This window comes from Mesorhizobium sp. WSM4815, assembly GCF_055811575.1.
Window position 1 is genome coordinate 450,979 of sequence record NZ_JBVVQS010000101.1, and the last position, 22,269, is coordinate 473,247.

The 22,269-nt window shown below is 60.2% G+C and carries 21 protein-coding genes and 1 pseudogene; 9 read left to right on the forward strand and 13 right to left on the reverse strand.

Annotated elements, in window-relative coordinates:
• Positions 1-13 precede the first annotated feature (13 nt).
• A complete protein-coding gene (locus AC0L2B_RS27650) occupies positions 14-487 on the reverse strand; it encodes a hypothetical protein (protein WP_473747590.1) in 474 nt (157 codons plus the stop codon).
• A gap of 267 nt (positions 488-754) precedes the next feature.
• Entirely contained in the window at positions 755-1,405 is a 651-nt protein-coding gene (locus tag AC0L2B_RS27655) for a GntR family transcriptional regulator (RefSeq protein ID WP_027156426.1), read from the reverse strand.
• A 198-nt stretch (positions 1,406-1,603) separates the two neighbouring features.
• On the opposite strand from AC0L2B_RS27655, the gene AC0L2B_RS27660 reads away from it, so the two are divergent.
• The 3 genes from AC0L2B_RS27660 (at position 1,604) to AC0L2B_RS27670 (ending at position 6,115) form a co-directional block, all read left to right on the forward strand.
• Positions 1,604-2,998, forward strand: coding sequence for a malonyl-CoA decarboxylase (locus AC0L2B_RS27660; RefSeq protein WP_128245231.1), 1,395 nt, complete (start codon positions 1,604-1,606; stop codon positions 2,996-2,998).
• Positions 2,999-3,020: 22 nt separating this feature from the next.
• Positions 3,021-4,541, forward strand: coding sequence for a malonate--CoA ligase (locus tag AC0L2B_RS27665; RefSeq protein ID WP_473747591.1), 1,521 nt, complete (start codon positions 3,021-3,023; stop codon positions 4,539-4,541).
• A gap of 224 nt (positions 4,542-4,765) precedes the next feature.
• A complete protein-coding gene (locus AC0L2B_RS27670) occupies positions 4,766-6,115 on the forward strand; it encodes an SLC13 family permease (RefSeq protein WP_473747592.1) in 1,350 nt (449 codons plus the stop codon).
• Positions 6,116-6,291: 176 nt separating this feature from the next.
• Here the strand turns inward: AC0L2B_RS27670 and hutC are convergent, their stop codons facing one another.
• The 8 genes from hutC to AC0L2B_RS27710 all read right to left on the reverse strand — a co-directional run bounded on the left by hutC (position 6,292) and on the right by AC0L2B_RS27710 (position 14,455).
• Positions 6,292-7,026, reverse strand: a complete 735-nt coding sequence (gene hutC / locus AC0L2B_RS27675; RefSeq protein ID WP_023799637.1) for a histidine utilization repressor — start codon at positions 7,024-7,026, stop codon at positions 6,292-6,294.
• The gene (locus AC0L2B_RS27680; RefSeq protein ID WP_473747593.1) at positions 7,023-8,045 is read right to left on the reverse strand and encodes a zinc-dependent alcohol dehydrogenase; all 1,023 of its coding nucleotides are present in this window, start codon (positions 8,043-8,045) and stop codon (positions 7,023-7,025) included. The genes hutC and AC0L2B_RS27680 overlap by 4 nt, the downstream gene beginning before the upstream one ends.
• A 6-nt stretch (positions 8,046-8,051) precedes the next feature.
• On the reverse strand, positions 8,052-9,374 hold the full coding sequence (gene hisD / locus AC0L2B_RS27685; protein ID WP_473747594.1) for a histidinol dehydrogenase: 1,323 nt from the start codon (positions 9,372-9,374) through the stop codon (positions 8,052-8,054).
• Positions 9,375-9,408: 34 nt separating this feature from the next.
• The gene (locus AC0L2B_RS27690; protein ID WP_473747595.1) at positions 9,409-10,209 is read right to left on the reverse strand and encodes an ABC transporter permease; all 801 of its coding nucleotides are present in this window, start codon (positions 10,207-10,209) and stop codon (positions 9,409-9,411) included.
• Complete coding sequence (locus AC0L2B_RS27695; RefSeq protein WP_473747596.1) at positions 10,206-11,150, reverse strand: ABC transporter permease; 945 nt, start codon at positions 11,148-11,150, stop codon at positions 10,206-10,208. Before AC0L2B_RS27695 ends, AC0L2B_RS27690 begins: the two co-directional genes overlap by 4 nt.
• Before the next feature lie 128 nt (positions 11,151-11,278).
• Entirely contained in the window at positions 11,279-12,385 is a 1,107-nt protein-coding gene (locus AC0L2B_RS27700; RefSeq protein ID WP_473509484.1) for an ABC transporter substrate-binding protein, read from the reverse strand.
• Between the two features lie 35 nt (positions 12,386-12,420).
• Complete coding sequence (locus tag AC0L2B_RS27705) at positions 12,421-13,566, reverse strand: ABC transporter ATP-binding protein (RefSeq protein WP_023799631.1); 1,146 nt, start codon at positions 13,564-13,566, stop codon at positions 12,421-12,423.
• A 115-nt stretch (positions 13,567-13,681) separates the two neighbouring features.
• Positions 13,682-14,455, reverse strand: coding sequence for an SDR family NAD(P)-dependent oxidoreductase (locus tag AC0L2B_RS27710; RefSeq protein ID WP_473747597.1), 774 nt, complete (start codon positions 14,453-14,455; stop codon positions 13,682-13,684).
• 235 nt (positions 14,456-14,690) lie between these two features.
• Between AC0L2B_RS27710 and AC0L2B_RS27715 the strand changes: the two are divergent.
• Positions 14,691-14,938: pseudogene (locus AC0L2B_RS27715) on the forward strand (plasmid stabilization protein).
• 212 nt (positions 14,939-15,150) lie between these two features.
• Here AC0L2B_RS27715 and AC0L2B_RS27720 read toward each other — a convergent pair.
• Positions 15,151-15,393 carry a hypothetical protein gene (locus tag AC0L2B_RS27720; RefSeq protein WP_473747598.1) on the reverse strand — a complete coding sequence of 81 codons (243 nt, stop codon included), beginning with the start codon at positions 15,391-15,393 and terminating at the stop codon, positions 15,151-15,153.
• Positions 15,394-15,921: 528 nt separating this feature from the next.
• Between AC0L2B_RS27720 and AC0L2B_RS27725 the strand changes: the two genes are divergently transcribed.
• From AC0L2B_RS27725 to AC0L2B_RS27735, 3 genes are all read left to right on the forward strand, one after another.
• On the forward strand, positions 15,922-16,548 hold the full coding sequence (locus tag AC0L2B_RS27725; RefSeq protein WP_473747599.1) for a transglutaminase-like cysteine peptidase: 627 nt from the start codon (positions 15,922-15,924) through the stop codon (positions 16,546-16,548).
• Between the two features lie 303 nt (positions 16,549-16,851).
• Positions 16,852-17,589, forward strand: coding sequence for a TylF/MycF/NovP-related O-methyltransferase (locus AC0L2B_RS27730; RefSeq protein WP_023799626.1), 738 nt, complete (start codon positions 16,852-16,854; stop codon positions 17,587-17,589).
• A 305-nt stretch (positions 17,590-17,894) separates the two neighbouring features.
• Positions 17,895-18,023: a hypothetical protein gene (locus AC0L2B_RS27735; RefSeq protein WP_287138750.1), complete on the forward strand. Its 129-nt coding sequence runs from the start codon at positions 17,895-17,897 to the stop codon at positions 18,021-18,023.
• 183 nt (positions 18,024-18,206) lie between these two features.
• Here AC0L2B_RS27735 and AC0L2B_RS27740 read toward each other — a convergent pair whose 3' ends face one another.
• Both AC0L2B_RS27740 and AC0L2B_RS27745 read right to left on the reverse strand, forming a co-directional pair.
• Positions 18,207-18,734: a class I SAM-dependent methyltransferase gene (locus tag AC0L2B_RS27740; protein WP_023799625.1), complete on the reverse strand. Its 528-nt coding sequence runs from the start codon at positions 18,732-18,734 to the stop codon at positions 18,207-18,209.
• A 174-nt stretch (positions 18,735-18,908) separates the two neighbouring features.
• Positions 18,909-19,841, reverse strand: a complete 933-nt coding sequence (locus AC0L2B_RS27745) for a GSCFA domain-containing protein (protein WP_473533787.1) — start codon at positions 19,839-19,841, stop codon at positions 18,909-18,911.
• Between the two features lie 418 nt (positions 19,842-20,259).
• On the opposite strand from AC0L2B_RS27745, the gene AC0L2B_RS27750 reads away from it, so the two are divergent.
• Together AC0L2B_RS27750 and AC0L2B_RS27755 are read left to right on the forward strand one after the other, a co-directional pair.
• Entirely contained in the window at positions 20,260-20,907 is a 648-nt protein-coding gene (locus AC0L2B_RS27750; protein WP_473475395.1) for an FkbM family methyltransferase, read from the forward strand.
• A 162-nt stretch (positions 20,908-21,069) separates the two neighbouring features.
• On the forward strand, positions 21,070-22,050 hold the full coding sequence (locus AC0L2B_RS27755; RefSeq protein WP_473747600.1) for a glycosyltransferase family 2 protein: 981 nt from the start codon (positions 21,070-21,072) through the stop codon (positions 22,048-22,050).
• Positions 22,051-22,269: the final 219 nt, after the last annotated feature.

The window sequence follows — 22,269 nt, forward strand, 5'->3', positions numbered from 1 at the left end:
CCATGCCTGTCGCTCAGTCGATGCCGAGTTTCGCGCCGATGTCGGCGGCAAGCTGCTCTTCGGTGTAGGTGGTGGCGAGGCGGGATCCGTCCAACTCGGCAAGCGCTTCGGCGACGGTTTCGTCGACCGGCGAGAAGAAGCCATTCTGCTTCGTCGCCAGAACGAAGATCTGGTCCCGGCCGCGGTTTCGGATATCGCCGATGTGATGAAGTTGACGGCCGGTGTTCCGATCCTTCGAAATGACGCGGCCGTTCATGGTGACTTGGATGGACGGCTTGGCCTCGGCAACCGGTGCCGCGCCGCCTCCAACATGGATGATGAGACCTTCCGCCTTTGGTTGCTGTCGTGGCTTCCTGGAAGCTGAATAGCCGCCACCGCTGATCTGGTCGGCAAGGCGGACGATGGTCGAGCGGTTCTGCTCGATCAGTCTTTTGACTTGTGCGTCCTCGCGCCGCGGGCCATCCCGCTTGGAGATAATCTCGACCATGAATCCTCCCAGATTCGCTCCGCGTCGCCGTTTCTAAGGCTCAATTCTTCTTTTGCGGTGAACCCTACACCGCCTCGGCGAAGTTCGCCATTCATATCAAGATAGCGCCAAAATTTGCTTTGCTGGTAGCAGGCGGCTGCTACACGGGATTTCAGATAATCGGAACGCCCGCTTGCTCAGATGCACGCCCGCTGCCATGCCGGCCTCGGCATGCGGCTTGGCTTCATTGAGGCGGCGGTGAAGGCGAGAGGCTCGACTTGCGACGGACTATCTGCTCGCCATCGTCGCTACAAGATCGCTGAAACGCTCGCCCTGGATGCTGACATGCTGGCGCAGGAGCGTGCGCGCCTGCTCCGCGTCGCCGGCGAGGATTGCTTCCACGATCGCGCCATGCTCGGCGAACGACGTGGCAACGCGGTTGCGTACGCGCAGTTGGAGACGCCTGTAGGGCTGCAGACGGCGATGCAGTGCGACGCACTGCTCGGCCAGAAAACCGCTGTGGCTGGCAGTGTAGATAGCTTTGTGAAAGCGTTCGTTATCGTAATAATAGGCGTCGCTGTCGCCGGCCGAAGACGAACGCTCGCAATCTGCATGCGCGGCCAGGATGGTTGTGCGATCGGCATCGGTGAACCGTCTCGCGGCCAACGAACCGGCCAAGCCTTCAAGTTCCGCCATCACCTCGAACATTTCGAAAATGCGGTGCGGTCCCGGATCGATCACCACGGCACCCCGGCGCGGCCGGATCTCCACCAGCCCGATTGCGTTCAACTGCATCAGCGCCTCGCGCACCGGCGTCCTCGAGACGCCGAAGCGTGTTGCCAATTGCACCTCGTCCAGTCGTGCACCGGGGGCGAAGTCGTTCGAGATTATGCCGTTTTCAATCTCGTCACGTAGGCGCTGAACGACATTCTCCGACATTTTCTGGGCCTTCCAATGCAGAATGATAAATCTTGTATGCAAGAACGTTGACTTTGCGTACAGGAACGTTTAAGAACAATACCACAAAAGGCAAGTCGCACACAAATGGGTGGACGCATCCGAGCACCGGCACGCGTCGAGGCCGCGCGGCGGGTCTGCTTGCGCCGATTTCGATTTTTTGCCAGGAGGGACTCCGACATGGCAGGCATCTCGTTCTTTAGCGATATGGTGCAAAGCATTACCGATCGCGGCCGCAGGCTGGTTGCGGCAGGGGCGCGCAGCGAACCGGTCCAAGCCGAGACGAATATCGAAACACTCTGCGACATGCTGTTGTCGAGCCGGGGCGAGGCCTCGGGCATGGCATTGGCCGCCGAGGTCCTTCAGCGCTGGGCCCAACTGGACGCGGCCGGTCAGCAAGACTTCGTGCGTATGCTGCACGAACAGTTCGGCCCAGACATCGCCAAGCTTGACAAAGCCATCGAGCGCTACCGCAGCGACAGGAGCTCGGACGCCGTCATCGAACTGCACCAGGCCGCCGAGCCGCGTCGCCAGGAACTGGTGCGCAGACTTAACCTGGCCCCCAAAGGCACGGCAAGGCTGGTAGAGATGCGCGAGCGCCTATTGGCCATGAAGGATGCGACGGAACCGTTTCGCGCTGTCGATGCCGACTTCGCCCACCTGTTCGGCTCATGGTTCAACCGCGGTTTTCTGACCCTGCGTCCGATCGACTGGTCCACGCCAGCTGACATCCTGGAGAAGATCATCAGATACGAGGCGGTGCATGAAATCGCCGGCTGGGAGGAGCTGCGGCGGAGGCTAGCTCCAGCCGACCGCAGATGCTTTGCGTTCTTCCACCCGCGTCTCGCAGACGATCCGCTGATCTTCGTCGAGGTTGCGCTGACCAGGGCGATTCCCTCTGCCATCGCTGATGTGCTCGATGTAAACCGTTCGCCGATCACGGCCCAGGACGCCACCACCGCTGTCTTCTATTCTATCTCCAACTGCCAGGACGGACTGCGTGGCATCTCTTTCGGGAATTTTCTGATCAAGCAGGTGGTGGAGGATCTGCGCCGCGACCTGCCTGGCTTGAAGACCTTCGTGACGCTGTCGCCGGTTCCGGGTTTCGCTGGCTGGCTGGCAAGACTGCGCAAGGCGGCCGATGCCAGCCTCGATGATCGGACCCTCAAGACGCTCGAGCTGCTGGACGATCCGGGCTGGGCGGACAATCCGCAGAAGGCACAGGCCGTTGAAGCGGTGCTTCTCCCGCTCGCCGCACGCTATTTCATTAGGGAACGGGCCACCGGCAGACGGCCGGTCGATCCTGTGGCGCGTTTTCATTTGGGCAACGGCGCTCGCCTTGAACGGCTGAACTTTCTGGCCGATCGCTCCGCCAAGGCGATGCGGCAGTCCCACGGCTTGATGGTCAACTACTTTTACAAGTTGGACGACATCGAGGCGAACCACGAAGCCTTGGCGCAGCATGGCGAAATAGCCGCTTCGCCGGAGGTGAGAAAACTGGCGGCAACCGCTTCGACCGACACCGATATCGCGGCCCCGGTTCGTCGACGCCGCACCGAAATGCAGAAAACCTAATAAGCAGATTGGGAGGAGTTCAATGAGCAATCATCTGTTCGACGCCATGCGAGCATCCGCCAAGTCAGGCGAGTCGATTTTCATCGAGACCATTGATGGTCAGCGTTGGACATATGCAGATGCGCTGCGGCTCTCCGGACAGATCGCCAGCGCAATTGATGTGCTCGGCGTTCGCCCGGGCGACCGCGTCGCGGTCCAGGTGGACAAGAGCCCGCAGGCTCTGATGCTCTATCTCGCATGCGTGCGCTGCGGGGCGATCTATCTGCCGCTGAATACCGCCTATACGCTGACTGAACTCGACTATTTTATCGGTGACGCCGAACCGCGGCTCGTCATCGTCTCCTCGAAGTCGCGAACTGATGTCGAGAGGATCGCGCACGGCTACGGCGCGATTGTCGAAACGCTCGATGCGGACGGCGCCGGGTCGCTCATGGAGTTGGCCCGGGACGAGCCTGACGATTTTCTCGACGCGGCGCGCGCGCCTGACGATCTCGCCGCGATCCTGTACACATCCGGGACCACCGGCCGTTCCAAGGGCGCAATGCTGACGCACGACAACCTTTTGTCCAATGCAATAGCACTGCGCGAATGCTGGCAGGTGACGGCAGCCGACCGGCTGATCCACGCGCTGCCGATTTTTCACACGCATGGGCTCTTCGTGGCGACCAATGTCACGCTCATCGCCGGCGCCTCGATGTTTCTGCTGCCAAAGTTCGATCCGGAGGAAATCCTTGCTCTGATGCCGCGGGCGACGCTGATGATGGGCGTGCCGACCTTCTATGTCCGGTTGCTGCAGCATGAGGGCCTGAACCGGGAGACGGTCGCCAACATCAGGCTGTTCATCTCCGGCTCGGCGCCGCTGCTCGCTGAAACCCACGCCGCATTCAAGCAGCGCACCGGTCACGCCATTCTCGAACGCTACGGCATGACCGAAACCAACATGAACACCTCAAACCCCTATGACGGCGAGCGAAGGGCAGGGACAGTAGGTTTCCCACTCCCGGGCGTGTCGGTGAGGGTCACCGATCCGGCCACCGGCGAGACGCTCGGACCAGGCAAAACCGGCATGATCGAGATCAAGGGCCCGAACGTTTTCCGGGGTTATTGGCGGATGCCTGAAAAGACCGCGGCGGAGTTCACCAAGGACGGCTATTTCATCAGCGGCGACCTCGGCAAGATCGATGAGGCGGGCTATCTCCACATCGTCGGCCGCGACAAGGACCTGGTGATCTCCGGCGGCTACAACATCTACCCCAAGGAAGTCGAGGGTGAGATCGATCAACTCGACGGCGTCGCCGAGAGTGCGGTCATCGGCATTGCACATCCGGATTTCGGCGAGGGGGTGACGGCCATCGTGGTGCTCAAGCCCGGTGCCACAATGGACGAAAAGGCGGTGCTCAATGCGCTGCGCGACCGCCTCGCGCGCTACAAGCAGCCGAAACGGGTGATCTTCGCCGAGGACCTTCCGCGCAACACCATGGGAAAGGTGCAGAAGAACCTTCTGCGCGACCGGTTCAGCAACCTTTACATGCCCGCCTCCTAGAGCATGATGCCGAAAAGTGTGAGCGGTTTTCGGACGACATCATGCTCTATCTCTTTGATTTAGAGCCGGATTCAGATTTCAGGTCGACTTGACCTGAAATCATCCGGCTCTAGGAGGCGCTGACGACCCTGCGTTGGGGCTTGGGAGCGAGACCAACGCAGGCTGATCTACCACCGATGGAAATGAGAACGGGCGCCTGAAGGCGTTTCCCGAGGGAGGAAGCTATGAACATCCAGATTCTGTCGATTGCGCTGCTGGTCGGCATGTTCGTGATCGCCACCATGCAGCCGATCAATATGGGCGCGCTCGCCTTCGCATGCGCCTTTCTGGTCGGCTCGCTCGTCATGGCGATGAAGCCGGCGGAAATATTTGCTGGCTTCCCGAGCGACCTCTTCCTGACATTGGTCGGCATTACCTACCTGTTCGCCATCGCCCAGATCAACGGTACTATCGATTGGCTGGTCGAGGGCGCGGTCAAACTGGTGCGCGGACATGTGGCGTGGATTCCCTGGGTCATGTTCCTGGTCGCGGCCGTCATCACCGGCTTCGGTGCGCTCGGACCTGCGGCGGTCGCTATCCTGGCCCCGGTGGCGCTGGGTTTTGCGTTCCAGTACCGCATCAATCCGGTCATGATGGGATTGATGGTTATTCACGGTGCACAGGCGGGCGGCTTTTCGCCGATCAGCGTCTATGGCGGCATCACCAACCAGATCGTCGAAAAGGCGGGATTGCCGTTCGCGCCGACATCACTGTTTCTCTCCAGCTTCTTCTTCAACCTGGCCATCGCCGTCCTCGTATTCTTCGTCTTCGGCGGCTCGAAGGTGCTGCGTAAGTATTCGGTCGCGTCGGGACCGCTGCCTGACCTCCACCCCGAAGGCGTCACGCAGTCAATCGTCGGCCACGGCGGCACGCCGGCTACTCCGATCAGCCATCACGTCTTTGAGGAGCAGACAAAAAATGTGTCGGCGCTTTCCGGCCTGACGACGGAAAGGCTGACGACATTAGTCGGCCTAACCGCGCTCGCGGTCGGCGCACTTGTCTTCAAGTTCAATGTCGGCCTGGTGGCGATCACCGTCGCGGTCGCGCTCGCGCTTCTCTCGCCGAAGTCCCAAAAGGCAGCGATCGACAAGGTCAGCTGGTCGACGGTGCTCCTGATCGCCGGCATCATCACCTATGTCGGCGTCATGGAGAAGATCGGCACGATCGACTACGTCGCCCAAGGCATTTCAAGCCTGGGCATGCCGCTGCTGGTTGCACTCCTCCTCTGCTTCACCGGCGCCATTGTATCGGCATTCGCCTCGTCCACGGCATTGCTGGGAGCCATCATTCCACTGGCCGTGCCCTTCCTCCTGCAGGGACAGATCAGTGCCATAGGTGTGGTTGCGGCGATCGCGATCTCCACCACCATCGTCGACACCAGCCCGTTTTCGACCAACGGTGCGCTGGTCGTCGCCAATGCCCGGGAAGCAGAGCGCGAGGGCGTGCTGAAGACGTTGCTGATCTACAGCGCGCTAATCGCCATTATCGGCCCTGTCATCGCCTGGCTGGTTTTCGTGGTCCCCGGTTTGGTTTGAACGGTCGGCCAATCAGTCTGGCCGCTCCGGTGCAATTTGACCGGCGGCCAGGCTTGACCCGAAATGATCTGATCGGCGTTAACAAGAAAAACGGCGGCGCAGGCGGAGCTGATTGCCTATCAAGGCAGCCGTTTGGCCGATAGCGCCGCCCGCCCTGCCTGGCGGGCCATCGCTGCTCATGCGGCGGGTGAGGGCGCGTAGCGGCTGCCCAGCGAATAGCGGCTGCCGACATAGGTGAGCTTGTTGACGGTGGCGACCGCCGCGCCCGACCAGGTCCGCCGATGCAGGAGCAGGCAGGGGTCGCCGGGTCGGATCTTCAAATGGCGGGCCGCCATCTCTTCTGCGGCGACGGCCGAGATCACATGCTCCACTTCCGTCAGCGGCGTCGCCCGCTGGAGGTAGTCGTAAGTGGTGGTCGCCACGAAATCTTGCCGATGGTAGTCGGGTGCGAGCGCCGGATTGACAAAGCGTTCCTCGAGTTGGACGGGCACATCGTCTTCGAAATGCACGATGATCGAATGGGCGACCGGTCTGCGGCGCGTGAACTCGAAGGCGACGACGAGGTCCAGCGCCGGGTTGCGGATCTTCTCGAGGACGATGACCTCGGCCCTGTGGCGTGCGCCGCGCGCGGCGATCTCGCCGGCGATGTTCCTGATTTCGATGAGGGCCGATTGCGGTTTCGGCGGCGCCACAAAGGTGCCTACGCCCTGGATACGCAGCAGGTGGCCTTCCGAGGTCAGTTCCCTCAGCGCCCGGTGCACCGTCATCCTCGAGACGCCGAGCGTGCTGACCAGCTCGTTTTCGGAAGGCAGCCTGCGGTCCTTCGGCCAGTTGCCGCTGCCGATATTGCCGAGCACGTAGTCCTTGACCTTTTCGTAGAGCGGCCCGGCGGTTTCGGTAAGCCTGATCATCGTCCGCTCTCCATCCGGACGATGGTCTTCAACCCGCCGCTCACGCCGTCGATCAGGCGCTGGTAAGCGGCGGGAATTTCGCCGATCGCGATCTCGTCGGACACGAAGCGCGATAGCGCGGGCGCGAGATCGCCTAGCATCGCGACGGCCGGCGCAAGCTCGTCGGCGAAGGCATGGCAGCCGACAAGCGCGATCTCGCGCTCGACCAGCACGTTGGGGTCGAGGTCGAGGCGGCCATGCGAAATGCCGACCAGCGCCAGCGTGCCGCCGCCGGCCAAGACATCGAGCAACCGCGCCATCGCCGCCACGCTGCCCGTCGCGTCGACGGCATAGCGTAGATCGGGGGCATGGCGCAGATTGGGATCGCAGGGCAGGGCGTCCAGGTCGACGACGGTCGCGCCGCTCACCTCGGCCACAAGATCCGCACGCGCTGCATTGTGGTCGGCGACGAGGACCTGTCTCTCGCCCGGCCGCGACAGGAGCAGCGCCGCCAGCCCGCCGATCGGGCCGCAACCGGCAATAAGCACCGGCGCCCCGGCCGGCGCCGACAGCCGCCGCACTGCGTGCAGGGCGACCGCCAGCGGCTCCGCCATGGCGGCGATCGCGGGATCGAGCATGGGGTCGTGGCGCACAAGCAGCCGCGCCGGCAGCTGCGTCTCTTCCGCGAAGCCGCCGTCGCAGACCTCGCCTACAAAGCCAAGTCTGGCACAGACATTATGCCGGCCGGCGCGGCAGGCAGGACACTCGCCGCACCAGAAGCGCGAATCGGCCACAACCCGGTCTCCGAGCGCAAACTGGGACACGCCGGCCCCCACCGCGTTCACCTCGCCGGCGAACTCATGCCCGGCGACGCTCGGCGCGCGGCTGATCCACTGACCGGTGCGGAAGTTGTGGAGGTCGGAGCCGCAAATGCCGGCGGCCGTCACTTTGAGCCGCACCCAGCCAGGCGCTGGTTCGCCGGGAGATGGCACGTCCTCAACCCGCAAATCGCCCGCCGCATGGAGTCTGGCCGCCTTCATCATCCTCTACCGCGCCAGATATCGGTCGCGCACGCTGGAGACGGCGTGTTCATGCGAGGAGAAGCCTTCATAGCGGGCAAGTGTGCGGGCATGGCGCGCGAATTCCGGATAGGCCGCGGCCGTCACGTAGCCGATCGAAGAGCGCTTGACGAAATCCGTGACCGAGAGCGGTCCACAAGTACGCGCCCAGCGACTGGTCGGCAGCACGGCGTTGGGGCCTAGCCCGAAATTGCCGATCGAAACCGGCGTGTGCGGCCCCATCAGGATCTCGGCAGCTTCGGTGATGTGGCCAAGATGCACGAACGGGTCGGTGGAGAGGATCTCCAGATGCTCCGGTGCGTAGTCGTTGATGAAGCGGTAGCTCTCCTCGATCGAGGCCGTCAGCACGATGCCGCCACAGGCCCCGGTCAGCACCGCGGTGGAGAACGCGACCCGTTGCTCGGTCATGCGCGCCCAGTGCTCCGGCAGCGCGGCCAGTGCCTCCTCCGCCACGCGGCGGCTGTGGGTCACCAGATAGGCAGACGAGTCCGGTCCGTGCTCCGCCTCGATGAGGAGGTCGAGCGCGGCCAGTCCGCCATGCACGCTGTCGTCGGCGAGGATGATCGCTTCGGACGGGCCGGCGGGGAGGCCGGGATCGATGACGCCGGCAAGCAGCCGCTTGGCCGCGACTACCCAGGGGCTGCCCGGACCGACGATCTTGAGCGCGGCCTTGATTGTCTCTGTGCCGTAGGCGACCGCGGCGACCGCCTGCGCGCCGCCGCATTTGTAGACCGTTTCGACGCCGGCGAGGCGCGCCGCAACCAGCGTCGCTGCGTCCACCGAACCATCGGGCGCCGGCGGCGTGACGATGGCAAGCTCCGGAACGCCCGCCACCACTGCGGGCACTGCGGTCATCATCGTTACCGAAGGGAACGCCCCTTTGCCGCGCGGGACATAGAGCGCCACCGAGCGGATCGGCGTGAAGCGGTCGCCGGCAAAGGCGCCGGGCCGCATTTCCTTGAGCCACATCGCTTCCGGTTTCTGCTCTTCGTGGAAATGCCGGATGTTGTCGATGCCGAAGCGAATGGCGGCGATCACGTCCTCGTCGACCATGCCGAAGGCGGCGTCAAACTCGGTGGGGCTGACCTTCAGTCGCGTGGCATCGAGATCTGCCTTGTCAAAGTCGCGGGCGAAGCGAACGAGCGCGGCGTCGCCTTCTGTTCGGACCGCCTCGATGATCGGTGCGGCCTTCTCCATAAAGCCAGAGAGATCGGTCTCTGAGCGCCGCATCAATGCCGAACGAGCGGCGGCGTTGAGTTGGCTCAGATCGTGGAATGATACGTTTGGCATAGGATTCCTTTGCGGCCCGACGAGCCGGCTTTCCTCATTTCGATTTCAGGAAGATGTCGAGCCCGACCAACCTGTCGAGCAGGAAAACGGCGACAGCCGAGCAGGCGATGAAGACCACGGAGATCGCGGCGAGATCCGGCGTGATGATCGAGCGGATGGAGTTGTAGATCAGCACCGGCAGCGTCACGATTCGCGCATCCACGAGCAGCAGGCTGACCAGGAATTCGTTGAGCGCAAGAATGAACATCAGCAGCGAGCCGGTGATCACCCCCGGCATGACCGCCGGCAAGGTGACGGAGAAGAACACCTGGAGCGGCGGCGCGCCGCAATTGGCGGCGGCCAGTTCAAGGTCCAGGTCAAGCCCGGTGGCGCTCGCCGTCACCGCCCAGATCATGAAGGGCAGGTTGATGACGCAGCAGGCGATGCCGACCGGCCAGAGCTGGCCGAGAATGCCGGCGTTGCCGAAGATCAGCATGAGGCCGATGCCCGATCCGATCAGCGGGATGGTGAATGGCAGCAGCAGATAGATCTGGATCGTCTTCTCAAAACGCACCGCATATTTCGCCAGCGCGATGCCGGCCAGCGTGCCCACTGGAATGGCAACGATCGTACAGACCGTCGCGACCTGGAGCGTGCGCATGAAAGCATTGCGCAGGTCGGAGGCCTGCGAAATACGCGCGTACCACCGGAGCGACAGTCCATCCGGCGGAAACGTGATGATGTTGCCGTCGGTAAAGGAAGCGCCGAGCACCACGATCGTCGGCGCCGAAAGGGTCACCAGGGCGATCGTCACCAGGGTCCACAGGACAATCGATTTGCTGCGCGAGCCGATCACGTCCGCGACCTTCCCATGGCGAGCGTTCCGGCTCCAAACAGCGCGAACACCAAGCCGACAAGGATTGACCCGAGCGCGACCAGCATAAGCGCCAGCATCGCGCCGAGACCCTGGTCGGAGGTGCGGAAGAACTGGTCGTAGATGGCGTTGGCGATGAAATCCTGCGAGCCGCCGCCAAGGATCGCAGGGACTGCGAAATCGGTGAGCGAAAGCGTCAGCACCACCACGCCGGCGCCGACGAAGCCTGGACGAGCGAGTGGCAGCACGACGTGGATGAACGTGCGAACCCAGTTCGCGCCGAGCGATCCGGCGGCTGCCTCGAGCTCTTCGGGAATGGCGGTGAGCGCCGGCGCCACCATCAGTACGGCAAACGGCAGCATGTACTGGACGAGGCCGAACAGCACGGCGGGGTAGTTATAGATGAGCCGCATCGGGGCGACCCCGACAAGGCCGAGCGCCTCGTTCACCATGCCCTGGTTGCCGAGGATGATCAGCCAGCCATAGGCACGCACCACCTGGCCGATGAAGAACGGCAGGAACAGCGCGATCAGCAGGAATTTGCGCAATCCTGGCGAACGCGTGCGCACCATCAGATAGGCGTAGGGAAAGGCGAAGACGAGCGTCACCGCGGTGACGATCAGGGCGGCAACGAGGCTGCGCTGCGCGACGACCAGGAACAGTGGCTCGGTCAGCGCGCGGCGGAAATTGGCGATGGAATAGTCGTCGGAGAACTGGAAGGTGGTGGTGTCGAGCGTGCGCAGGCTGGCATCCGCGATCTGGATGAGACCAAGCACGAGCAGCCCGACAAGCAGCACCGCCGGAAGCAGCATCAGATAGGGCGTAGCGCGCCTGAACCGCGCCGGCCAGATAGCGGCGGCAACGCCTTCCAACGCATCCATGATGCGCCATGTCAGGGGATAGGCTGTCCTGGCTGCCCGCATGAAAAATCCGTATCCGACGTCGTGAAGGAACCGGTGCCGCGCTAGAGCAATTCCAGGAAAAGTGTTAGCGGTTTTCCGTCCGGAATTGCGTAAAAACAAAGAGTTAGCGCAGCACCGGCCGACCGGCGTCAGCCCTGCATGATCGCCTTGAACTTGGAAAACCACTCGCTCTCATTCTCGACCTGGATCTTCGACGAGATGCGGATGAGGCGCTGGAAATCCGCTTCGGTGGTCGGATAGGACGGATCGCCCACCAGATCCTTCGGCGGCGTGAGGCCCGGCACCACGCCCGGCAAGCCAAGCCCGTCCAGCCAGATCTGCTGGGCTTCCTTGGTCAAGGCGTGATTGATGTACTGCTTGGCCCAGTAGAGTTCGTTTTCCGGCAGGCCCTTGGGGATCCACAGACCGTCAGTGTCGAATTTTGCACCCTCTTCCGGCACCACCCATTCGATTTTGACGCCGTTCTTGCGCGCCTCCCGGGCGTTGGTCGAGATGGTGCAGGCGGCGTCGATCTCGCCGTTCTGGAACCAGGTGGTGAAGTCGGGATCTTCGCCCAGCAGCGGCTGCTGTGCCTTCATCTTGGTGATGAAATCCCATGCCGGCTGCATGTTGCCGGGAATGTCCTCCAGCTTGCCACCACCGGCGACCTGGGCGGGGAAATGGAAGCCGATGCCGTCATTGTAGAAGGCAAGCCGACCCTTGAACTTCGGGTCGAGCAGATCTTTCCAGGACTTGGGCGGTCCATCCGGGAATGCCGCAGGCCGATAGGCAAGCACATAGACATAACCGTAGGTATTGACGATCGGGAAGCCTTCCAGGCCGGCCGGCTTGGCAAGGTCCGTCACATTGGCGAGGTTCGGCAGGTCGGAGAGGTCTTCCGTCACGCCGCGCAGTGCCGATTTCGTGGCATTGGTGGTGGTGTCCCAGTTGATATGGATCGGCGGGACGCGTTTCTGCGCCACGGCCGCCCAGACCTTGGGCTGAATCTCGTTGTCTTCGGTCAGGTCGTGACGGACAGCAATCCCCGTCATCTTGGTGAAGCTGTCGGACACCCCGGCCTTCAGGCTATCCACCCAGCTGCCGCCCCAGGCGCGCACGATGATCTCCGCCGGCTTTTCCGGTTCCTGCGCATAGGCGCCGCGCAGGCCGAGCGCCGAGGCGCCGCCAAGCGCGGCGGTGGCCTGAAGGAAGGTTCTGCGGGAAAGATGGGATATCTTCGGCTTAAAGCGCTTCATCTGCATTCTCCTCTGGGTTTGACCGGTCTCCGGTTCTATCGAAAAACAAGCATGTCCCTGGCATTCCACCCCAGGAACACGCTTTCGCCTATGTCGAACTGCGTGTGCGCGGCGGGATCATGGTCGAAAACGCGAATGACCTCGTCGCCAATTGCGGCGCAGGCGACCTCGTAGACCATGCGCTCGCCTTCGAAGATGGTGTCGGTCACAGTCCCGGCCAGCATGCAATCAAGCTTCGACAGCTGCGCAGCATCGCCGGCGAGACGGATCTGTTCGGCGCGGATCGCTCCCGATGCCTTGTCGCCCTCGGCAGGCGGATTGACCGGATCGCCGACCTTTCCGGCAAGCATCAGGTCACCCCGAACGATGGAAACATCGCCCATTTCCGATACGGCCCGTACCGTGCCGGCAATGAAGTTGGTGACGCCGATGAAATTGGCGACGAAGGCGTTGCGTGGCTGGCGGTAGGTGTGGATCGGCCGTGCCTTCTGCTGGATCTCGCCCTGATCCATGACGACGATATCGTCGGAAACCACCAGCGCCTCGCGCTGGTCGTGGGTGACATTGATCGTGGTGACGCCGAGCTCACGCTGGATGCGGCGGAATTCGAGCTGCATTTCCTCGCGCAGCTTGCGGTCGAGTGCGGCGAGCGGCTCGTCGAGAAGCAGCAGGTCGGGCTCAAACACCAGCGCGCGCGCAATCGCGACGCGCTGCTGCTGCCCCCCGGACAGTTCGTGAATGCGCCTGCCGCCGTAGCCTCCGAGCCGGACCAGCGCGAGATATCGCTCGACGCGGTCGGGAATGGTGCGTGCGTCGCGCCGACGCATCTTCAGTGGGAAGGCGACATTCTCGGCCGCCGTCATATGAGGAAACAAGGCAAGTCTCTGAAAGACCATGCCGATCGACCGCTTGTGCGGTGGCACCGCGCTCACCGCTTCACCGTTGATGAAGATCTCGCCGCTGCTCGGGGTCTGGAACCCGGCGATCATGCGCAGGAGGGTTGTCTTGCCGGACCCAGACGGCCCGAGAATGGTGAGAAACCGGCCCTTCGGCAGATCGAAGGACGCATTCTTGACGGCTTGAACCCCATCGAAGTCCATCCCGACGTTGCGGACCGTGACGGCGATTTCCCTGTCGCCTTCCGCTTCGTGCGAAGCTGCGGCCCGAAAACGCTCCTGCATTGTGGTTCCCCTTTTGTCGCCGGTCGCATGCAAGAACGTCCAGCGTGTCAGGTGGTATATACAACCATATACAAGCTCGGTCTACACAGTCCTCGTTGCGCCGCATCTCAGTCGCTCAGATGGATGCGAGATAGCCGCCGTCGACCGGGAGGCAATGCCCGGTGACATAGGCGGATGCCCCGCTCGCCAAAAACACGACGGCGCCGGCCAGATCCTGCATCGTGCCGAAGCGCCGCTGCGGGATCTTGGCCAGCATCGCCGTCTGCCAGTCGGGATCCTGGTAAAAGGCGTCCGTCATCGCCGTATGGAAATACCCCGGAGCGATGGCGTTGACGCGGATGCCGAGCGATGCCCATTCCGCGGCGAGTGCGCGGGTCATGCCCAGAAGCCCGGACTTGGACGAGCCGTAGGGTACCGCGGTCGGAATGCCGACATAGGAGGTCAGCGAGCAAAGATTGATGATCGCGCCACCGCTGTTGTCGTCAGCCATCCGCCGCGCCGCAGCCTGCGCGCAGAAGAAGGCGCCCTTCAGATTGGTCGATACGATGCGGTCCCATACCGCCTCGTCCACGTCGAGCGAGGGCTGGACTTGTTCGTAGCCGGCGTTGTTGACCAGAATGTCGAGCCGACCAAAGGCATCCGCGATCTCGTCGACCACCACGCGGATGCGATCGGTGTCGAGCACGTCGAGAGACCGGCAAAGCGACCTTCGCCCATGTGCGCTAATTCGGTCCGCCGTTTCACGAAGGGAATTTTCGTCGCGGGCGGTCACCGCCACATCGGCACCGACCGCCGAGAGCGCCTCCGCCATGGCCTGGCCGATGCCGCGGCTGGCGCCCGTCACCAGCGCCTTTTTTCCCGTCAGGTCGAACAGGCGAGCGGCGTCCATGGCGGTTTCCTGCATTCCCGAAAAAAACCATGCGGTCGGATTGGAAACGAACACCAGTTGCGGCCGGTTGTCTATACATCTTGCGCTATTGCGGGGGTGCCACCAAACGGCGCGGCGCCGGTTTGCGGCGATCGCTTGAACGACGGCATCCCGGATGGCCCCCCATCAGAACGCCATCAACTGGCGTCTCGCTAGCAAAGCCATTAAGCTCTATCAACGGCAAAGGGAGTCCCACATGGTCGAACCGCGGCTTTCCGTGCGCAGCGCAAAGGCGCGTGATCTTGCGCACCGGCTGGCTCGGCGCGAGAACCGCTCGATCGCCGACGTGGTTGAGCGCGCGCTGAATCCTATGAGGTCCGGCACGCCGGTCGTGAGCCGGCGTCGACGTTCTACGCGCGTATCGCTAGCGCTTATGGCGTCGAAATCGACCTTGAAGCGACGATCCGGGGCGCTCGGCAGGTTGATTCGGGACCTGAGCTTTGATCTTCCCCTGCTGGCAGGGTCATTTCCGAGACGCTGAAGAAGTCGCCCGAGCCTGCCTTGTCGCATGGTTGTTCGCCATGGCGCCTCGACACGCTCGCCTGAGACATTGAATTCACCCTATCGGCGCGATTTTCCCGGGCGCCCTTGTCCAACCACCCCCGCTGAATGCGGGGTGATTGGACAATTTTGCATGGGAGGAAAAGTTCAGCGCATCAACGGTTGCCCGCCCATGGCGCACGACCCCTAAGGACCTTGCCGGGCTGTGGCTGTTCTTCTTGCGAAGCGACCACCGGTTGAGGCAAGGAAGCTGTGTGACTGGTATCCAAGGTCATTCCGCTGTTGTCGACGCCAGTAGGGAAGCCGCGGGTCGGGTCGCGGTCCGGGTTTTGATTGGCAGCGAGCGAGACTCCTGTCGACAGGGCGAGGAGGGCGATAGCGGTTACAAGTTTGTTCATCGTACTGTTCCTTTCAATAATGAGCAGACCCGCCGACGGCGGCTCGCGCGGAATTGACTCCTGCTTTGCGAAATCCCGTCGGCTCTCTGTCTCGCCATCATGACGAGGCTTCCCGCTCATGGATGAAACTAGGCTGGGCCTGTCGCAGAGATTTGCCCGAGTGCTATCGAAGTGTATCCGAATGTATGAGAATCCATGCGAGGTCCCGCAGCCCTTGGACTTCGACAAATTTGGCTACAATTTTTTTTGGCCTCCTGTCGGCGTTTGCGCGGCCAGATACCTGTCGGGCGCCGGTCATCAGGTCCAGGTAAGCGGAGCTGCCGAAGAACGCCGATGACGTAAAAGCGGGACAATTCCCCTGATCGGGTGAACGCATAATTTGCTGATCGGGCGACCGCGCGGCGCCCACCATCAGGTGGTTCGCGACCGTCGCTTTAAATTGTGCGGCGGCTGTGTTGATGCGCTTATGAAAAGATGGTAACGCGGTATTAAAGATTGTTTCGGGTTGTTACCTCTGGGGCGGGGCGAATGGGATTGGTGGTACCGCGGGCATGGCTGTGTGCCGGCCTACTGATAGGCTTGATGATGTCCGCGACGCCGATGGAGAAGGCTTCGGCCGACGTCGTGCCTGGCGCCATGGCCACCGGGCAGCCAACCTCCGTCCCTGTCGGCTACATCGAATTCTGCAGACGGCGGGCCGCGGAGTGCGCAATACGATCAGGCAGGAGCGCCCCAGTCCTTCTGTCCGCGGGCATGGAAGGCAAGCTCGCCTCCGTCAACAAGCTGGTGAACAGATCGATCAGGCCCGCGAGCGATTTGGACGTCCACGGCATGATGGAATTCTGGTCCTATCCTGACGGCGCGCTCGGCGACTGCGAGGATTATGTCCTGCTCAAGCGCCAGTTGCTCAGGCAGCAGGGCATATCGCTGTCGAACCTTCTGATCACCGTCGTCAGGAAGCAGGACGGCGAGGGGCACGCGGTGCTGACCGTCAAGACCGACAAAGGCGATTATGTGCTCGACAACCTCAACGACGATGTGAAGCCTTGGTCGGTAACTGGATATCGATTTATAAAAAGGCAGTCGTCTACGCATACCGGGCGCTGGGTCGCGATAATCGAACACCCCGATGTACTGGTCGGGGCAGTCGACTGAACCTCCCGAATTAGCGGATCGACAATGCCTGGCGCTGGCGCTCATGCCGGAGAACGGCCAGGGAAGCCCGGCTGCGCGCCTGTTTCCGCACCGGCCCAGGCACATGACCCGTGATCTTGAGTCGCACTGCATGGGAGTTCCATTCCAGGCATAGGCTTATTACGAGCACCCGGAAGCGCTTCCTTGCGGCGCTCGATAAGCTAATGTCCCTCAGCCGGAACTCGATTTCATTCCGCGCCTGATGCCGGTAGAGCTTACTCTTCTGCCCGTGTTATGGACATGTCGAATGCTGGAGGATACAGGATGAAATTGAGAGACGCGGCACTTGCTGTCATTTCGAAAAAACGCAGAGGCGTGGCCTGGTATAAGGTCTCTCAGAAGAAGGCCGACAAATACGGCTTCTATGTTTATTCCAGTCATATGGTCTGGAAAGACCAGCCGTTTTTCCGAAAGGCGCTGCAGCGGGTCAAAAACATCCGTGGGATTCCAGATCCCCGGGCTTTCGTCCTGCAAAGCTGCTTGCGATCGATCGAGCGTATCGACGGCGATGTGGCCGAATGCGGCGTAAGGCAAGGCCGCTCGACCATATTCATGCTGATGAGCGATCTTCGGCCACGGCACTACCACCTTTTTGACTCGTTCGCTGGCCTCTCGGAACCGACCGCAGAGGATCGCAAGCCTAACGGCCGAACGCCATGGAAGTCCGGCGATCTCAGCACCGACGAGAAGGTAGCCAGAGAGAATATTTCCGACTTCAGCAACACCACTTTTCATGTCGGATGGATACCGGAAACTCTTTCCAACGTATCTGACCGACGTTTCGCCCTGGTCCATATCGACGTCGATCTTTACGAGCCGACACGTGACGCGCTCGCCTTCTTCTACGATCGAGTGTGCGCGAATGGCATGATCATATGTGACGACTACGGCTCTGCGCTCTGTCCTGGAGCCCGAAAGGCCTTTGATCAATTTTTCGAAAACCGCCCGGAAGGCGTCATCGAACTTCCAACGGGGCAGGCGATTGTCGTAAAGGCAAGCTAGTGCGCGGCATTCCGCGCCAACCAACCGCAGGTTCGCGCGGTGTTCAGCTTGCACAAACAGTCCCACGAAGAACTGGGGAAAACAGAAAAATTGCGCAACAAAAGTAGCAGCTATTGGGAAAACTGGTGCGGTCGAGAATTGTCGCACTTTGAGGCAGGCAAAGGACTTAGCAGAGAAATGGCTCTCACCTCGTCCCTTGATTCCATTGCAGGACCCGGCGGGGCGCCCGCACCCTTGAGCTACTTCAAGCAGCGAAAGATTCTCGCCCCTTGACGGTTGCCCACGCCGGCTGCAGAATCTCTGGCATGGCGCGGGAGATAGGCATTGGCGACGAGGTGGCTGTGACTGCCACGGTGCGCCGGCGTGTCACTGAGGGCGGCGTAAGCGTCTCGATCCCGAGCTACAATTTCCCGCATTCGAGACAGCACGTCTAAAGGTCAAGCGCGGCCAGAAGATCAACCTTACCGGAGACACCCGGATAGACGATGAGGGCGTCAAGGTCACGATCGGACCTCGCGGTCACGGTCGACATAGGAACGGTCAGTCTGTGGCGAAATATCGGGCGCCAAAGCGCAAGGTGTCGCTGCGCGACAAGGCGGGACTGAACGCAACAAGCCCTAGTGGCGATGATAAGCCTGAACCGTGCAACCGCGCGGCGACTGGTGGCGATGAGATAAGCTGAATCCAGCGCCCTCGATTAAAGACTGAAGACGAGTATCTTTTTCTTTTGGAACCCGCGCCACAACGGTCTGTGCGCGGTTGACGATGTCGGCAAAGATGCGATCAGCCTTATCCTGGCCCAATCCCCTGCGGACATGCTGGTAAACAGCGAGGAGCAGAACGACATCATAGCTGTCCCTGAGAACGGATGGAAGCTTTCGGCTCCCCAAGTTCATGGCATCAAATCGGCTTTCGACGCCAGATCCCAGAAAGATCGAGCGAGCCACGCCGATATGCGGTTTCAGGATGTCGATGCCGTGGATGTAAGCCGGCCTATGCTTGGCGATTTCATAAGCGACGATGCCCATGTTGCAGCCGACGTCGAGGATCGTCTTGCCGGCGTAGTCTACCCCACACGAAAACAGCCCGTCGAGTCGATCCTCCCACGTTCCTGCGAATTTCTTGCGGGTGTTCCAAAATAGCATGAATTAGCCTCTCGTGGCTGGACCAGGTCGGCGGCGTTATATCGGTCAAGAGCGCGCTGTGCTAGTCTAGTTTCCGTCCACAAACGTCTAGCGCTGAATGGCTGCGGCTACTCTCCATCGACACGAAGAGACGATGTCACGGCGGCAAGGCACGGGGTGTCTGTACGATGACGCCTACGACGGAGCAAAGTACGCGTTGAAGAACTGTTCAACGATGTCGTCGACGACCGATCTCTTTACGTGCCGTAAGTCCTCTTCGTAGCTATGAGTGAGGCCTCCATAGGTGACAAGCTCGAATGAGGGAAGGTAATGGACATTGTCCCGTTCCCGGCAGACTTGACCAAGCACAGCCCGAAGAACGGATTTGCCTTCAGTGTTCGCCGTGACGACATCCGCGTCTTGAAACGTCCGAGCCAATGCAACCGGTGAGACTGTGAGAATTATCGGTGCATCGGGTTTGTGTTGACGGACCATGTCCACGGTAGCCATCACGTTGGCATAATTTTCCTGAAAGCTGCTGACGTGAAGCGTCGTTTCCTGCATTCCGCCTCCGCCACGATAAAGCGGTTTCTGTGCTGCTACCTTGCCACTGGCCCTGTTGATGAAGACCTCAGTCATTCCGAAGGTAAATATGAATGCCGTGGCCGCATCGAAGCCAACCCGCATCTCCCTGTTCATGCTCTCGATCACCTCTTTGAGAACTTCCGGAGATTTGGCGAGGATGAGACGGCGGTAGGGGTCCTGAAAGCAGATCGGACCCCAAGGCGCAGGTTTTTTGATCTGCCACCAGTCGTCATTGGCTTGATCCCACAAGCCGAGCATTTGCTCAATCTGAAGGCGAACAGTGAACGTGTTATAGAAGTTCATATGCTCTCGCCCGGGCAGCTCATCTACAATGGCTTGCGCTGGGTCGAAACTGATATTTCTGTAAGACGGAACGCAGGCGACCTGCTTGCTTGTTAACGCAAGACGAATTTCCTCCGCAAAGCAACTTCCCATCGTGAAGAATATATCTTTTCGAGTGAATACTGCATTTTTACGGATTGTAATGACGCCTGAACTGGAAAAATCGCCATACTTGTTATTCAGTTTGTCCGCAGCCGCCAAATGGATAGGTTGAATGTACCCGAGTCGCTTGCGGAGCCGAAGATACTTTCGTCGAACTCGCTCTAGCAATGTCACATCGCTCCATGATCGTCATAGTTGGCCGCTGACAGCAATGCCCGACGTTTAGCCCGCTTCCCCGCTGGCCGCAATCCGGCCGGCACGCCGCCAAAGCTCGCAATCACTGCCGTCGTGCGGAAGCCCATTATCGTCGCAAACGCTCTCTTCAAAGCCAACCGAAAATAGGCCCTAAGCCCCGATCATTAAAGCGACTGCTCTAAGACACGCCAAGAATCGCGGCGACGCTGTTGCAGAGCAGCACCAAAATTGGCATAGAACGTCTCCCTCTCATCTGGATTTTGCGCATAGAGGATTTTGGTGCCGACGTTCAGTGGAGTCGACAGGATCTTTTTGTGTGACTATGAACGTTAAATTGCTAAAATATCACGCTTACAGCCGTTGGTTCGGGCGTCCCTCATGGAATGCTTCGTATCTGTTCGGACGGGCCTGCCGGCGGCTGAAGCCAGGCGATATTGTCATAGATGCCGGCGCGAATCTGGGTGAGATCACCTCGGCCTTGGCTAAGACGGGCTCGACGGTTCATGCCTTCGAGCCAGACCCCTACACCTTCGAACGGCTGCGCAAGAACGTTGGAGCATTCAAAAATGTCCATCTCTATCAGCAGGCGCTTGCCGACCAATCCGGGACTGCGAAGCTCTACCGGTCACGTAAATTCAGTTCTGACCCAGACTTTTGGTCGCAATCCTCTTCCTTGTATGCAGACAAATCTAACATCTCGAAAGACGACTACACTGAGGTTGAGCAGTTAAGCATAGTTGATTTCGTTAGAGGGCTTGGATCTCCAGTGCGGATACTGAAGATTGATGTAGAGGGCGCGGAAGTGCCAATGCTCGAATCGATATTATCCTGCGGATTGATGAACAAGATCGATATGATCTTTGCTGAAACCCACGAGAAAAAAATCCCACAGCTTGCAGAACGTACGCGCGCGCTCCGCGAAGCAATCAAACGAGATTGGGCCAATAAAATCAACTTGGACTGGCACTAGTCATCTCCACTGGATGTTGACGAGTTGGATCGCGCCTTCATAACCACCTTTGCCATCACCTGTAACAAGTCGAGTGATGAGCGACGTTCGAAAAAAACATGGCGATCCGAACATGGCCGCTGCGACCTTGTGCGGACAGCCCCTTGAAATTTGTGAGCTCAAATGAAGAAAAGAAGCCAGTTTCATATTTTCCGTAGATCGATTGCCGACACAATTCAGTATAGATTTCGCAATGCGCTGAGGAAAGACGATTTAGAAGCGCGTGGAAATCTATCGCCAGTTTCTCAAAAAGAAATCTTGCTTGTGGCAGTCGTCAGGAACGAATACCCTGAGATAATTCCATTCCTTGATCACTATCGATCGATCGGCGTTTCCAGATTTGCCATTGTCGATGACCGTTCTGAGGACGGGACACGGGAATTTCTGTTGAGCCAGCCAGATGTGGACGTATTCATCTCACGAAAGACCTATGGAGAAGCAGGGCGCGGAACTTTCTGGCGACAGGATATAATCCGCAGATACGGGTTCAACCGGTGGTACGTGATCGTGGATGCGGATGAATACCTGGTTTATGATGGCATGGATCGCCACGATCTGCATGACCTCGCCGGTTGGATCCAAAAAAGAGGCATGAAGCACCTGCTGGCGCCGATGATCGACATGTATCCGGCAGGAGACTTAAGGGACTTTCCGTTTGACCCAAAACGCGCTCCTTGGGAGATAGCCGATCATTTCGATGCTTCAGGATACGATTACTCGACGAGCCCGCAAAATATCAAAATCCGAGGTGGCCCGAGAAGCCGGGCGTTTGGTACGCACACCCTAACCAAATATCCGTTCGTATACGGAGATAGATTGACGATCTTAAATTCAATTCACGCTCCGCTACCCTATTGGCGTAACCACGTGGAGAGTTATGGCGCTCTTCTTCATTTTAAATTTTTCTCTAATTTCACGACGAAGGCTCAGGTCGCGGTCGATGAAGGCCAATATTGGAACGGTGCGTCAAAATACAAGGAATACCTTTCCGCCACTATCGGCAAGCCGGACTTCAATGTGATGAGCGAAATTTCGCAAAGGTATTCGGGTATTCAGGATATAATCGGTACGGGCCTGACCCAAGCTATTTCTTGGAATGATTAGATCGACAACCCGGTCCTTGGCTGCTCACCAATTCTCGCGGTTGGGAGCCCGATTTTGCTAGAGGCTCTATTCCAAAGCCCAGGCGATCATTCCTCTTGGACCCTTCGGAGAGTTGTGTATGCTCCCATAGTCGCCGATCCCGTCAACGCGGGCTGGCATCCGGATTCGGCATTGACTGCGGGTCCGAACAAAGTCACAGACAAGCAATCCGACATAGAT

What these genes read in the sequence shown, in the direction of transcription:
- AC0L2B_RS27725 (WP_473747599.1), top strand. Translation starts at nt 15,922, where the DNA reads ATGGGATTGGTGGTACCGCGGGCATGGCTGTGTGCCGGCCTACTGATA.
- AC0L2B_RS27700 (WP_473509484.1), bottom strand. Translation starts at nt 12,385, where the DNA reads ATGAAGCGCTTTAAGCCGAAGATATCCCATCTTTCCCGCAGAACCTTC.
- hisD (WP_473747594.1), bottom strand. Translation starts at nt 9,374, where the DNA reads ATGCCAAACGTATCATTCCACGATCTGAGCCAACTCAACGCCGCCGCT.
- AC0L2B_RS27660 (WP_128245231.1), top strand. Translation starts at nt 1,604, where the DNA reads ATGGCAGGCATCTCGTTCTTTAGCGATATGGTGCAAAGCATTACCGAT.
- AC0L2B_RS27680 (WP_473747593.1), bottom strand. Translation starts at nt 8,045, where the DNA reads ATGAAGGCGGCCAGACTCCATGCGGCGGGCGATTTGCGGGTTGAGGAC.
- hutC (WP_023799637.1), bottom strand. Translation starts at nt 7,026, where the DNA reads ATGATCAGGCTTACCGAAACCGCCGGGCCGCTCTACGAAAAGGTCAAG.
- AC0L2B_RS27710 (WP_473747597.1), bottom strand. Translation starts at nt 14,455, where the DNA reads ATGGACGCCGCTCGCCTGTTCGACCTGACGGGAAAAAAGGCGCTGGTG.
- AC0L2B_RS27730 (WP_023799626.1), top strand. Translation starts at nt 16,852, where the DNA reads ATGAAATTGAGAGACGCGGCACTTGCTGTCATTTCGAAAAAACGCAGA.
- AC0L2B_RS27720 (WP_473747598.1), bottom strand. Translation starts at nt 15,393, where the DNA reads ATGAACAAACTTGTAACCGCTATCGCCCTCCTCGCCCTGTCGACAGGA.
- AC0L2B_RS27650 (WP_473747590.1), bottom strand. Translation starts at nt 487, where the DNA reads ATGGTCGAGATTATCTCCAAGCGGGATGGCCCGCGGCGCGAGGACGCA.
- AC0L2B_RS27750 (WP_473475395.1), top strand. Translation starts at nt 20,260, where the DNA reads ATGAACGTTAAATTGCTAAAATATCACGCTTACAGCCGTTGGTTCGGG.
- AC0L2B_RS27695 (WP_473747596.1), bottom strand. Translation starts at nt 11,150, where the DNA reads ATGCGGGCAGCCAGGACAGCCTATCCCCTGACATGGCGCATCATGGAT.
- AC0L2B_RS27655 (WP_027156426.1), bottom strand. Translation starts at nt 1,405, where the DNA reads ATGTCGGAGAATGTCGTTCAGCGCCTACGTGACGAGATTGAAAACGGC.
- AC0L2B_RS27670 (WP_473747592.1), top strand. Translation starts at nt 4,766, where the DNA reads ATGAACATCCAGATTCTGTCGATTGCGCTGCTGGTCGGCATGTTCGTG.
- AC0L2B_RS27755 (WP_473747600.1), top strand. Translation starts at nt 21,070, where the DNA reads ATGAAGAAAAGAAGCCAGTTTCATATTTTCCGTAGATCGATTGCCGAC.
- AC0L2B_RS27665 (WP_473747591.1), top strand. Translation starts at nt 3,021, where the DNA reads ATGAGCAATCATCTGTTCGACGCCATGCGAGCATCCGCCAAGTCAGGC.
- AC0L2B_RS27735 (WP_287138750.1), top strand. Translation starts at nt 17,895, where the DNA reads ATGGCGCGGGAGATAGGCATTGGCGACGAGGTGGCTGTGACTGCCACG.
- AC0L2B_RS27740 (WP_023799625.1), bottom strand. Translation starts at nt 18,734, where the DNA reads ATGCTATTTTGGAACACCCGCAAGAAATTCGCAGGAACGTGGGAGGAT.
- AC0L2B_RS27705 (WP_023799631.1), bottom strand. Translation starts at nt 13,566, where the DNA reads ATGCAGGAGCGTTTTCGGGCCGCAGCTTCGCACGAAGCGGAAGGCGAC.